The organism is Halomonas sp. 3A7M, from assembly GCF_014897875.1.
In the GTDB taxonomy this organism is placed as follows: domain Bacteria; phylum Pseudomonadota; class Gammaproteobacteria; order Pseudomonadales; family Halomonadaceae; genus Vreelandella.
The window spans coordinates 115,509-128,426 of record NZ_JABUZD010000162.1; the positions used below are offsets into that span (position 1 = coordinate 115,509).

Annotated in this window: 11 protein-coding genes; 8 read left to right on the forward strand and 3 right to left on the reverse strand. The window is 53.1% G+C overall.

Annotation, left to right across the window (positions count from 1 at the left end):
• Entirely contained in the window at nt 1-288 is a 288-nt protein-coding gene (gatC, locus tag INT19_RS14395; RefSeq protein WP_083005849.1) for an Asp-tRNA(Asn)/Glu-tRNA(Gln) amidotransferase subunit GatC, read from the reverse strand.
• Nucleotides 289-517: 229 nt separating this feature from the next.
• Between gatC and INT19_RS14400 the strand changes: the two genes are divergently transcribed.
• Genes INT19_RS14400 through tldD form a run of 7 tightly spaced genes read left to right on the forward strand, consistent with a single transcriptional unit; the run spans nt 518 to nt 10,526 of the window.
• A complete protein-coding gene (locus tag INT19_RS14400) occupies nt 518-1,555 on the forward strand; it encodes a rod shape-determining protein (RefSeq protein ID WP_009721960.1) in 1,038 nt (345 codons plus the stop codon).
• 23 nt (nt 1,556-1,578) lie between these two features.
• Complete coding sequence (mreC, locus tag INT19_RS14405; RefSeq protein WP_193061282.1) at nt 1,579-2,517, forward strand: rod shape-determining protein MreC; 939 nt, start codon at nt 1,579-1,581, stop codon at nt 2,515-2,517.
• Nucleotides 2,517-3,005: a rod shape-determining protein MreD gene (gene mreD, locus INT19_RS14410; RefSeq protein ID WP_038485544.1), complete on the forward strand. Its 489-nt coding sequence runs from the start codon at nt 2,517-2,519 to the stop codon at nt 3,003-3,005. Before mreC ends, mreD begins: the two co-directional genes overlap by 1 nt.
• 21 nt (nt 3,006-3,026) lie before the next feature.
• Nucleotides 3,027-3,638, forward strand: coding sequence for a Maf family protein (locus tag INT19_RS14415; protein ID WP_193061283.1), 612 nt, complete (start codon nt 3,027-3,029; stop codon nt 3,636-3,638).
• A gap of 59 nt (nt 3,639-3,697) precedes the next feature.
• The gene (rng, locus tag INT19_RS14420) at nt 3,698-5,161 is read left to right on the forward strand and encodes a ribonuclease G (protein WP_193061284.1); all 1,464 of its coding nucleotides are present in this window, start codon (nt 3,698-3,700) and stop codon (nt 5,159-5,161) included.
• Nucleotides 5,162-5,199: 38 nt separating this feature from the next.
• Nucleotides 5,200-9,072, forward strand: a complete 3,873-nt coding sequence (locus INT19_RS14425; RefSeq protein ID WP_193061285.1) for a YhdP family phospholipid transporter — start codon at nt 5,200-5,202, stop codon at nt 9,070-9,072.
• On the forward strand, nt 9,072-10,526 hold the full coding sequence (gene tldD / locus INT19_RS14430; protein WP_193061286.1) for a metalloprotease TldD: 1,455 nt from the start codon (nt 9,072-9,074) through the stop codon (nt 10,524-10,526). Before INT19_RS14425 ends, tldD begins: the two co-directional genes overlap by 1 nt.
• 108 nt (nt 10,527-10,634) lie before the next feature.
• Here the strand turns inward: tldD and yjgA are convergent, their stop codons facing one another.
• Nucleotides 10,635-11,156, reverse strand: a complete 522-nt coding sequence (yjgA, locus tag INT19_RS14435) for a ribosome biogenesis factor YjgA (RefSeq protein ID WP_089037693.1) — start codon at nt 11,154-11,156, stop codon at nt 10,635-10,637.
• 96 nt (nt 11,157-11,252) lie between these two features.
• Here yjgA and pmbA point away from each other — a divergent pair, with 96 nt between their 5' ends.
• Nucleotides 11,253-12,593 (forward strand): metalloprotease PmbA, encoded by a 1,341-nt coding sequence (pmbA, locus tag INT19_RS14440; RefSeq protein WP_193061287.1) that lies wholly within the window; start codon nt 11,253-11,255, stop codon nt 12,591-12,593.
• Between the two features lie 41 nt (nt 12,594-12,634).
• Here the strand turns inward: pmbA and INT19_RS14445 are convergent, their stop codons facing one another.
• On the reverse strand, nt 12,635-12,904 hold the full coding sequence (locus INT19_RS14445) for an HPr family phosphocarrier protein (protein ID WP_193061288.1): 270 nt from the start codon (nt 12,902-12,904) through the stop codon (nt 12,635-12,637).
• Nucleotides 12,905-12,918 lie beyond the last annotated feature (14 nt).

Here is a 12,918-nt window from a genome sequence, read left to right on the forward strand (position 1 = left end):
CTACTCCACCACGCGGGGTACGAGATACAGGCCATTTTCTACTGCCGGAGCACAGCGCTGGAAAGCGTCGCGCTGATTAGTTTCCGTGACTTCGTCGGCTCGCAGCCGCTGTGTGGCATCCAGCGGGTGCGCAAGCGGCGCAACGCCATCGGTGTCCAGGCTTTGTAGCTGGTCGACCATGTCCAGGATGCGGCTTAGATCGTCGACAAAACCACTGGCTTGGTCATCGCTAACGGCGAGTCGGGCCAAGTGTGCGGCCCGGCGCACATGAGATTCTTCAAGCGCCATGATCGAATTTTCCTCGCAAACGTGATGGAACATATTCCGCGTTCAGCGGTATACATACGGTCATCTTAAATTCGTCTTGTGTAGCAGACGTAGAAAATAGCCGCAAAAGGTACCACATATTGGCCCTAACGGGCAGTATTAGGCACGACTCGTGCTTGCTGCCAAGGGGTAGCGGTGATACCGTTTGCATCCGCACAGGGTTCCCGGTCTGCACTAGGTAACAACATCCATGTTCAAACGTTTGAGGGGGCTGTTTTCCAGCGATCTGTCGATCGACTTGGGTACGGCCAACACACTGATTTATGTACGCGGTCGTGGCATCGTTCTCGATGAACCGTCCGTAGTCGCTATCCGCCAGTCTGGCAACATGCGCAGCGTGGCATCGGTTGGCACCGACGCCAAACGTATGCTCGGTCGCACGCCAGGCAATATTACCGCCATCCGCCCGATGAAAGATGGTGTTATTGCCGACTTCACCGTGACAGAGCAGATGCTTCAGCACTTTATTCGTAAAGTGCATCAAAGCACCTTCTTAACGCCCAGTCCTCGCGTTTTGGTGTGCGTTCCCTGCATGTCAACGCAGGTTGAGCGGCGCGCTATTCGCGAGTCGGCGGAAGGTGCTGGTGCTCGTGAAGTGTTTTTAATCGAAGAGCCGATGGCCGCCGCAATTGGTGCCGGGCTTCCGGTTGAAGAAGCGCAGGGCTCAATGGTGGTTGATATCGGTGGTGGTACTACCGAGATTGCCATTATTTCGCTCAACGGCGTGGTTTATTCAGAATCTATTCGTGTCGGTGGTGACCGCTTTGACGAGGCCATCACTGCGTATGTGCGTCGTCACTACGGCAGCTTGATTGGTGAAGCCACCGCTGAGCGAATCAAAGAAGAGATCGGTTGTGCTTATCCCGGGGGCGAACTGCGTGAAATTGATGTGCGTGGACGTAACCTAGCGGAAGGCATACCGCGTAGTTTCACACTGAACTCCCATGAGATTCTCGAAGCGCTTCAAGAAACCTTGGGATCTATTGTGGCAGCGGTCAAGAGTGCTCTTGAGCAATCACCACCTGAGTTGGCTTCCGATATCGCTGAGCGTGGCTTGGTGCTGACAGGAGGTGGCGCACTGTTGCGTGATCTCGATAAATTAATCGCTGAAGAGACAGGCTTGCCGGTGATTGTGGCTGAAGATCCGCTCACCTGTGTGGCCCGCGGTGGCGGCAAGGCACTGGAAATGATTGATCAGCATACCTTCGAGTTGCTGTCGAGCGACTGATCGTAGCGGTTTATCGCGGGGGATTGCCTATTAAACCGCTATTTTCGCACGCGTCATTGCCAGGGTATCGGCTATTCTTCTGTGTGCTATTGGCAAGCATTTTAATGTTTGCCGACCAGCGATTTACCCGCATGGAAGATGTGCGCGCCCAAATGACGATGATTGTTGCCCCAATTCAGTGGGTCGTTAGCGTGCCTAGCGATCTGCTTAACTGGGGGGCGCTTGCGCTTTCTGACCAGCAAGCGCTCGTCGATGAGAATCGTCGCCTGCGTGAGCAAATTTTGACGCTTTCACATCGTGGTCAGCGGTTGGCGAATCTAACCGCGGAGAATGCCGAATTACGTGATCTTCTGAAGGCAGCTCAGCGTAGAGATATTCCGTACATAACTGCTGAGCTACTGTCGCTAGATAATGATCCTTTTAGTCATCAGATGGTGGTTGACCGGGGGCATCGAAATGGTGCTTATGTCGGTCAGCCGGTGATTGATGCTTTTGGCTTGGTGGGGCAAGTGACTGCTGTGTCGGCGTACTCAAGCCGCGTTCTGTTACTGGCTGATGCGAGCCATGCATTGCCCGTTCAAGTGAATCGTAATGGCCTGCGATTTATTGTGCAGGGAGCTGGTCGTTACGGAAGCGTGAATGTTTTGCATGTGCCGGATACAGCAGACATTCGTGAAGGTGATCTGCTGACCACGTCAGGGTTGGCAGGACGCTTCCCGCCAGGCCATCCCGTTGCTAGGGTCACCGACGTTTACCACGACCCAGGTCAGCCTTTCGCTCAAGTGACCGCAGAGCCCTCTGCTCAGTTGCAGCGTTCACGTCACTTCCTATTGTTGTTCCCGCCGCCCCGTGAAGAGATAGAGGATACTATTTGGGGAGAGGGTATGGATATTTCAGCCGCTGCACTGCACGCTGCCCAGCGTATTGGTTTGCAGCAGGATGCTGCACGAGAGGTGCAGTAATGGCTAAGACGCCGGTCGTATCGCTTATCTTTGTATGGTTTACGCTTGTCCTTGCATTGTGCTTGCAAGTGATGCCTTTAGCTGAAGGGTGGCAAGTCTACCGTCCTGAGTGGATAGGGCTAATGCTGATTTACTGGTGCATGCGAACGCCGGATAGAGTGGGTGTTTTTCATGGCTTTGTTATCGGCATTCTGATGGATTTGATCGAAGGTACCGCGTTAGGTCAGCATGCTCTGATATTGTCGCTGTTGGCCTTCTTATGCGCCCTGGTTTACCCCCGCTTTCGCGCTTACTCTTTAGTACAGCAGTCTGTTCTCGTGCTGGTCTTATTAGGCTTGGTGCAGTTGATTGAGCAGTGGTTACGCACGCTGACGGGGGATTTTTCAATCCATTTGTCTTTTTTGATTCCATCACTGATCAGTGCTGTTCTGTGGCCCTGGTGGTCTACCATGCTTAAAGCGCTCGAACAGCGTTTAGCTAGCGTTTGATAAGCTGCTGGAGTTGCTGTAATGGATAGTTCACGTTCTGCATCGTCGCCTGTGTTATGCCTTGCCTCGGCATCTCCCAGACGTAAGGCGTTGTTAGCATCGATAGGTGTGGCGGTCGAGGTCATGCCAAGTGATGTAGATGAAACGCCGCTCAAGGGTGAATCTGCGCAAGCTTATGTGGAGCGCTTGGCGAGTGCGAAAGCGCAAGCGGCTGTTTCAAGAACAGCCCTTCCTGTGCTGGGTTCAGATACGGCTGTGGTAATTGATGATCAGATATTGGGCAAGCCAATTGATGAGCATGATGCAGCCGTTATGCTTAAGAAGCTGTCTGGGCGTCGTCATAATGTATTAACAGCGGTCGCTGTGGCTGGCCCCAAGGGTGTACTCTCTTGTTGTGTGACAACGGTCGTCAAGATGCGCGTAATCAGTCAGCAGGAAATAGCTGACTATTGGCAAACCGGTGAGCCAGTAGACAAAGCCGGAGGATACGCCATCCAAGGTTTAGCCGCTGTGTTTGTTGAAGAAATTAAGGGTAGCCATTCAGCAGTCGTGGGGCTGCCACTCTATGAAACAACACGCTTGTTGTGCCAGCAAGGGGTGCCAATCTGGTCGGGCTGCTATCAGCAGAGATAACCGCCATTTCGCCGCCTGCCGTGTTGGCAAGGATACTGTGACTCAATAAGGAATTTTGCATGAGCGGTGAAGTCCTCATCAATTTAACGCCAATGGAGACTCGCGTTGCGCTGGTGGAAAATGGTGTCTTACAAGAGGCGCTCATTGAACGCTCACGTAGGCGCGGCATTGTAGGTAATATCTACAAAGGCAAAGTAGTGCGTGTACTGCCTGGTATGCAGGCTGCTTTTGTTGATATTGGCCTTGAGCGCGCGGCGTTTATTCATGCCCATGAGGTAATGCCATCAGGGACGCCTAATGATGAGCAGCAGACTATTGGTCAGTTGCTACATGAAGGTCAGGCGCTTGTCGTTCAGGTGACCAAAGACCCCATTGGCACCAAGGGTGCCAGGCTCACTACCCATCTCTCGATTCCGTCACGTTATCTTGTCTATATGCCTGACTCTCCCCACCATGGCGTGTCTCAGCGCATTGAAGATGAGCGAGAGCGGGAGCGTTTAAAAGCGCTGCTAGATAAGGGAATTGACGAGCAGACCATCGAGGTAGCCGGTGGCTTCATCGTGCGCACTGCGGCAGAAGGGGTTGGTGATGAAGAGCTGGCGGGTGACATGTACTTCCTGCTGCGTATTTGGCGCAAAGTCAGTGAGCGTAAAATAACGGCGGCGTCGCCTAGTGTGATCTACGATGACCTGCCGTTGTTTATGCGTACATTACGGGATGTCATGCGCGATGATATTGAAAAAGTGCGCATCGATTCCCGCGAGAACTTTATCAAACTGGTCGAGTTCGCTGAAGAATTTATGCCAGATGCGGTAGATCGTATCGAGTATTATCCAGGCGAGCGACCCATTTTTGATTTGTATAGCGTTGAAGATGAAATTCAAAAAGCACTAGGTCGCAAGGTTCAGTTGAAGTCTGGTGGCTATCTGGTTATCGATCCGACAGAAGCGATGACCACGATCGATGTTAATACCGGTGGTTATGTCGGTCACCGTAATCTTGAAGAGACGATTTTTAAAACCAACCTGGAAGCGGCGACTGCGATTGCCCGTCAGCTAAGGCTACGCAACCTTGGCGGCATCATCATTATCGACTTTATCGATATGGTGGATGTAGAGCATCAGCGCCAAGTGTTACGCGTGCTTGAGAAAGCGCTTGAGCGTGATCATGCGAAGACGAAGTGCACCGGGGTGACTGAGCTGGGCTTAGTGCAGTTGACCCGTAAACGCACGCGGGAAAGCCTGGAGCAAACCTTGTGCGAAGCTTGCCCAACATGCAGTGGGCGCGGGACGTTGAAAACGCCTGAAACTGTTTGTTACGAGATTTTTCGTGAGATATTGCGCGAAGAGCGTGCCTACAGTGCCGAAACATATATGGTGCTTGCTTCTCAACCGGTGGTTGACAGACTGTTGGACGAAGAGTCTGCGGCGGTTGCCGACCTGGAAACGTTTATTAATAAAACCATTCGATTTCAGGTAGAGCAACACTACTCCCAAGAACAGTACGACATCGTACTAATGTAATGATAGCGTTACGTTTATTCTCTCGATGGTGCCTAGTAATGATCGCCTCGTTACTAGGCGGCCTTGCTGTCTTTCTATTGTTGGCGCGCTTATTAATTAGCCAATCCAGTCTGCTAACACCGAAAATAGAAGCGTTATTAGAGGCCCGTGTGGGGGTGCCCGTTACTATCGAGCACCTATCGCTGTCGTTGGCGCGTAACGATCTTGTGTTGCAATTGGAGGGCGTGCATTCAGCGACGCCTGACGGGCAGCAATTAGTATCCCTTGAAAGTGCACATTTGCGGCTTGATGGTTGGGCGACATTGAGAAGCATTGCACCCGTGTTTAATGATGCGCGCATCACAGGCCTTGAATTTCATCTATATCAGCAGGGAGACGCTGCTTGGGGTTGGCCGGCACCAGCAGAGCTGCCGATTGTTATGTCTCAGGAGCCCACTGTTGATTTAGCGGCATTGGACGCCTGGGCAGGTCTTATTCTTCGCCAGCGATTGTGGGTAGATAATACTCGTCTGGTGCTGCATGGAAGCCAGCAGGCCGTCACCTTGCACGCGCCTACCTTACTGCTCAATGGCGATGAGCGGCGAACGCGCTTGGAAGGTGCCGTCACGATCTTAGAATCTCAAAGTGTGATTTCGCAAGGAGCAGGGTCTCAAGAAGTTGAGGTCCAAGAAGCACAAGCCCAAGAAACGCTGCCGGCCATTGCGATGAACGTGGAGATGCAGCCTGGAGAACAGGGTTTCCGTGATTTTTCAGCGGCGCTCCAATTGGACATGCAGCTGGATCATTTAGTGACACTAGCCGCTGTTTTACGTTCCGATCGCATGCCTTCCCTAGAGCAAATGGGAGGCGAGGTTACGTTGTGGGGTCGCTGGCATGCAGGCCGCTTAGATGAGGTTCGCTTGGCTGTCGATGTTCCACAGTTGACCCTGCGCCACGAGATTCAATACGCCGTACTGCAAAACATTCAGGCCAATGGCCTTTGGCGGCGAGACGGTGAGGGCGGCGAAGCCTGGCTTAGTGGAGATGCTGAAAACGTCGAGTGGGCGCGTCCAGAAGGTGGAAGTGGTGGCCCAGCCTTACCGCGGCATTGGTACTTATCCCACCAGCCTGATCAATGGGAGGTGCGCACCAGCGCATTTGAACTGGCTTCTTTGGCGGCTTGGCGCGACTATATTTTGTTGCCTGAATCGCTTACTCGAGTGTTACAAACACTATCACCCCGTGGCCAGGTCCAAGGTTTGCGTTTAGGTCAGCATGAAGGCCATTGGGGGGTTGATGCGGCGTTAACCAATGTGGCGGTGCTGCCTTGGGAGCAAGCACCAGGAGGTGGCCCGTTAGATGCTTGGGTACAGGCAAGAGACTTTCGCGGCAGAGTAACGTTTAACAGTGCTGGAAGCAGCTCGCTTAATTTTCCTGAATTGTTTGAATCACCCATGCTGTTGAGCCATGCCGAGGGCGTGGTGGAGTGGGTGTATGACGGCCCGAGCACCATGATCAGTGGTAGGGATCTACGCCTAGATTGGGATGGTGCCGAGGTGAGTGGCGGTTTTGGTCTGATTGCGAGTGAACAAGGCGGCCAGTTTGGGCTTGATATTGCGTTTGCAAATGTTGATGCGCTTAATTACCCGCTCTCTCAGTGGCTGCCCGTTAAAGCTCTTGAGCCTGAACTTCGTGAGTGGCTATTAACTGACGTAGGTGGTGTTGTTCCCAATGGCTCGCTCAAGCTTAGCTTTCCCTTTACTGGGGAAGAGGCTGGTTCAGAAAGTCAGTTTGCAGACCAAATTTCCTCCACGTTGGCCCTCTCTGTCACACAGGGGCGATTACCCATCGCGCCTGGGTGGCCCATGCTTGAGGAAATCGAGGGCAGATTGGTTTGGAAGGATCAGGTGTTGGAGGCGGTTATTCAGCATGCTGAAAGCCAAGGCATTGACGTCTCTGATGGGGTGCTAAAGATGGCTGATGAGACGCTTAATTTGTCGGGTAGTGTCAGCAGTGATAGTGATTCACTGCTGGCGTTTCTCCAGGCAATGCCTGAGATTGATCTGCCACTGCTTAACGATGTTCGTGCAGAGGGCCGGGTTGAGGGTGACATCGCTTTATCGTTACCACTGAGCGCGCCGGACTCATTGGCGCTGGAGATTAATGCTCGACCAAATTTCACAACGCTTGCTTTTCAGCCTGTCGACATTCCGCTAGAAGATCTTCAGGGAGAGATGACGTGGCAGCAGCACGGCGAAAAAAACGCTTTGCTCGGGCATGTATCGGGTCTGTGGTCAGGTAATTCCATAGAAGCGGATATCAATGTTCCGGACGACGGTATTGCCTTGGGCGGGAATATTGATGTCGCCACCTTATTTCAACTGGCCAATATTCCCGCTGAGCAAGCTCGCCAGCTGTTTGAGGGGCGTGCTCAGTGGCGTGGGCAGGTCAACCTACAGCCATCACCGTCGATCGTCCTTGAAAGCCGCTTGCTTGGTATTACAAGCAGGTTGCCAGCGCCATTTAGCAAGTCCGCTGAACAGCCATGGCCATGGCGGTTAAGCGCGGACTTCGACAGTGGTCGCTTAACAACACAGTTGGCCGACATCGTTAATGCTCGCGTACAGCTTGATCATGATGAGCTGGCGGGGGTAATAGCTTTGGGCAGTGCTGCCGCACCGAGTGGCTGGCCAACACAGCCAGGTTGGAGCGTTGTCGCCCAGGTTGAAGAGTTGCCTCTTGATGACTGGCAGGAGGCGCTGTCACCGTTGATGCAGGCGTCATCTTCGTCGAATGGCGATAGTGAGGATACGCCAATATCAGTAATGCTTAGTACGCCTTGCGTGCATTTCCGTGATGCGTGTTTTGGTCGCTTAGAAGCGACAGGCAATATTGAAGGAAAGCGCTTGGCTATGCAGTTAAGCGGTGATCTTGTGTCAGGTCGAGTGACTTATCAGCCCGGTAGCGCGCTGCCGCTTGATATCGCTATCTCATCGTTGGAAGTAGATCGGCTATTTGATGTGCCTGCTGCAGCGCATGACAGCAGTGCGCCGACACCAGGCTCTTGGATGGATGCTGTCGAAACTCAGCACGCCACACCAACTGCTATACCCGAATGGCTTAACCAGTTGCCGGATGGCAGGCTCAGACTAGCTGATATTGGCGTTGGGGAAGGGCGTTTCGGACCGTTAACCGCTTATTGGCAAAGCCAGGGGCAACGTTTTACTCTTTCCCCGGTCGGCCTGACACTGGGGCAGCTCTCTGCCCGCGGAGAACTGGTATGGGAAGGCGACGCTAACAATAGTCATACCCGCGCTGATGTTTCGATACAGGGTGGTGATGTAGGCACTGCGTTAGAGCGTCTAGGCCAACCAATCGCCATGCGTAGCCGTTCTACGGATGTCAGCGCAGCGCTGACGTGGCCAGGTGCTCCCTGGCAATTTGAATTAAGTCGGGCGGAAGGCGATATTCGAACCGATGTACGTGATGGGCGCTTTGTGACGCTGGAATCAACACCGGCTCGCTTGGTTGGTCTGCTTAATTTTGACAATATACTGCGCCGCTTGCGTTTCGATTTTTCGGACGTGACGGGACAAGGAACTGCGTTTGATCGGGTGCATGGCACGGCAGATGTCGCCGCGGGCCAATTACTGCTGCGCGGTCCGCTTTCCATTGAAGCGCCATCTACCACGCTAACCCTGACGGGAAGCGTCAATCTTATACAACGTGAACTTGATCAGCGACTAGGCGTCACACTACCTATTAGCCAGAGCTTGCCTATCGCAGCCATAGCCGTAGGTGCTCCGATTGTAGGTGGCGCTCTTTTTGTAGCGGACCAGCTTTTTGGTAGCGCGTTAGATCAAGCAACCACTATTCACTATCGCGTGCGAGGTCCATGGACGTCGCCGCAGATCACTCTAGAAGGCCCTTAATGACCGCACATAAGAGCGATGTAAATACCGCTGTTTCCATTTTGTTGACACCAAGTGGCCTAGATTTGGATGCCCTTGATACTGGGCTGTCTTATGCCCTGGGGGCTGGTATTGATTATGCCGATCTCTACTTCCAGCGTACTTGGCAAGAGGGGTGGGTGCTGGAAGATGGTGAAGTAAAAGAAGCCAGCTATAACATTGATGGCGGCGTTGGTGTGCGCTCCTTGGCAGGTGAAAAGACGGGTTTTGCCTACTCTAATCAAATTACCGCAGATGCGCTAATGGATACTGGCCGTACAGCAGCGGGCATTGTACGAAGTGGTAAGCAGCTATCTGGGCAGCCGGTAGTGGCTGTCAGCGCTGCAGGTCGTTATGCAGGACTTGATCCGTTGGCGGGGCTTACCGCTGACGAAAAAGTGGCAATGTTAAAAGAAGCAGACCGCATCGCGCGTGCAGCTGACCCCTGTATTAGCCAAGTGAGCGCCTCATTGTCAGGCACTTATGAAGTGGTGTTAGTACGTGCCAGTGATGGCACCTTAGCGGCAGATATCCGCCCATTAGTCCGTTTTAATGTAAGTGTTATCGCGGCTAAAAATGGTCGGCGAGAGCGAGGCGGTGCTGGGGGCGGCGGTCGTTACTCCATGTCCAGGCTGCGAGATGAAAACGTAGCGGAACGCTATGCGAAAGAAGCTGTTCGCCAAGCCTTAGTTAACCTAGAGGCAGTCGATGCACCTGCTGGTCAAATGCCGGTTGTTCTCGGCGCTGGCTGGCCAGGTATTTTGCTTCATGAAGCGGTGGGCCACGGGCTTGAAGGCGATTTTAATCGTAAGGGCAGTTCAGCGTTTGCAGGGCAGATGGGGAAACGTGTTGCGGCGAAAGGTGTAACGGTTGTCGACGATGCTACCGTTGCTGACTGCCGTGGTTCGTTAAGCGTGGACGATGAAGGCACGCCAGGGCAATACACGCCGCTGATTGAAGACGGTATTTTAACTGGCTATATGCAAGACAAGCTTAATGCACGGTTAATGAATATGGCGCCAACGGGTAATGCGCGGCGTGAATCTTTTGCCCATTTGCCGATGCCGCGTATGACCAATACTGTCATGCTGGCAGGCCAGGATGAACCCGCCGACATTATCAAAAGCGTTAAGCGCGGTATCTATGCGGTCAGCTTCGGTGGTGGTCAGGTCGACATTACATCAGGTAAGTTCGTATTTTCCGCTAGCGAAGCCTACCTCATTGAAGATGGCAAAATTACTGCGCCTGTTAAAGGAGCTACCTTGATTGGCAACGGTCCTGAGGCAATGGGGCGTGTTTCAATGATTGGCCATGATATGGAAATGGATACAGGAATAGGTGTCTGCGGCAAAGAGGGGCAGGGAGTGCCGGTAGGCGTCGGTCAGCCCACCCTTAAGCTGGATGAGCTGACGGTCGGCGGTACCCAGTCTTCGTGACTTGATTGCCATCACTAGGTCTGTATGAGTTGGTCTTAATGACCTAGTCCTTATGAACCAGTCCTTATGAACCAGTCTTTATGACCCAGTCATTGAGACATACAGGGGTTAGAGTGCCAGCGTATCGCGTAAGTGTTTGAACAGCTTGCGCGAGCTGGTCGGCGGTTTACTTTGCTCACGCTCTTTACGCGCATTGCGTACCAGTTGTCGTATTGCCTGGCGATCAGCGTTAGGGTATTCCGCCATAAATAGATCGACAGCGCTGTCACCTTCTTCGACTAACCGGTCGCGCCATTTTTCTAGCCGGTGAAAGGCATGATCGCGCTGCTCTTTTTCCTGCTCGATAGCGTCGAAGACACCCTGTATGGCAGTAAGGTCCTCTTTGCGGATAAGCTTGCCCACATATTGCATATGGCGACGGCGGCCTTCATGGGAGCGGATGCGCGAGGTTTCTTCTATGGCGCGTAACATGTCGTCAGAGAGCGGAAATTTTGCGCGCTCGGCAGGTTTCATCGCGATAAGCGTTTCGCCAAGCGCCTGAAGGGCATGCATTTCCCGCTTGAGCTGAGATTTACTGGGGCGCTCTTCTTGTTCATCAATATCGAAGGGCTCGGGGCGTTGCTTAGGCATACTAGAACTCACTAATTAGTTTCGTTTGCAGCATTATATCAGGCTGCGACCACAACATTGATCCGCCAATGCGATTCAGGCGAAAAGGAGGCCAAAATGGCACAAGCATTTGATGCAGCGGCCCAGCAGGTACTGTTAACCCAGCGTGCTGAAGAGGCGCTTGCGCTGGCAAAAAAATTAGGCGCAGATGCTGCTGAGGTAGGCGCTAGTGTAGATCAAGGTCTTGGGATAAGCGTGCGTCTTGGTGAAGTTGAAACTGTTGAGCTTTCACGTGATCAAGGGATTGCCATTACGCTATATGTTGGGCAGCGCAAGGGCAGCGCCTCGTCTACCGATGCCAGCAGCGCGTCAATTAAAGCCACGGTAGAGAAAGCCCTGGCAATTGCCCGTTATACGGGGGAGGACCCTGCCGCAGGGTTAGCAGATGCGTCGCTAATGGCAACTGACCTACCTGACCTTAAAGTGCATTATCCCTGGGCGTTGACGACCGATGAAGCAATCGATTTGGCGCTGGCATGTGAGCAAGCGGGGCGTGATGTAGCGGGAATTCATCAGTCGGAAGGCGCTTCGCTATCCAGTGGTGAGGGAGTGCGAGTTTACGCGAACAGCCACGGCTTCCTCGGCACCCAGAAAGGCAGTAGCCATTCACTTTCCTGCATGCTGATTGCACAGGATGAGAAGGGCATGCAGCGCGATTACGATTATACCTCGGCACGTAATCCTGCCATGCTTCGAGATCCTGCGGAGGTTGGCCGCGAAGCGGCATCACGCACGCTACGTCGGTTAGGCGCTCAACGGCCGCCAACAGGCACCTTCCCGGTGCTGTTCGACCCGTCACTTTCCAGTGGCTTGGTAGGTCACTTGATGGGGGCGTTGGCAGGTGGGGCGCTTTATCGCGAATCCTCTTTCTTATGTGATCGTTTAGGTAGCCCGCTATTCCCGAGCTGGTTTGGTTTGGAAGAACGGCCTATGGAGGTGGGGGCGACGGCTAGCTCGCCGTTTGATGCTGAAGGCGTTCAGACTCGCAACAATCGCTTTATTGATCAGGGTAGTGTGGCCAGCTATATGCTGTCTGCTTACAGTGCGCGGCGTTTAGGCATGCAATCGACAGGTAATGCAGGTGGGGCACGCAATTTACGTTTGTTAGCGCCGCTGACGCCCCGAGATGATTTGCTGAAGCAGATGGGGCGTGGCATTTGGGTGACTGAGCTAATGGGGCAGGGGGTTAACGGCGTGACTGGCGACTATTCGCGAGGCGCGGCAGGCTTCTGGGTAGAAAATGGCGAAATACAGCACCCTATCGAAGAATTCACTATTGCCAGTAATTTGAATAGCATGTTTGCTGGCTTGGTCGCCGTCGGTGATGACATCGATACCCGTGGCAGTATTCACACGGGTAGCTGGCTAATTGATGCAATGACCGTCGCTGGTAACTAACAACTGAGCTAACAGCTCAGTTAGCACGTGTTTTGCTGATGTTAGTGGTCTTCGTCAAAACGTGCGTCGAACAGCGCTTCAATCGCCTCTAGTGCTTGTTCGGCGTCGTCGCCTTCCGCATGAACTCTAAGTTCAGTGCCACAAGGGGCGGCCAGCATCAATAACGACATAATGTTGGCCGCATCTGCCATTTGTTGTTGTTTGTAAACGTGAATGTTGGCCGAAAACTGTTGGCCACACTTGACGAGTTTTGTCGCTGCGCGAGCATGAAGGCCGCGCTGATTAGTGAGTGTTAAGGTTCTTTCTGGCACTCTGGTTCCTTTTA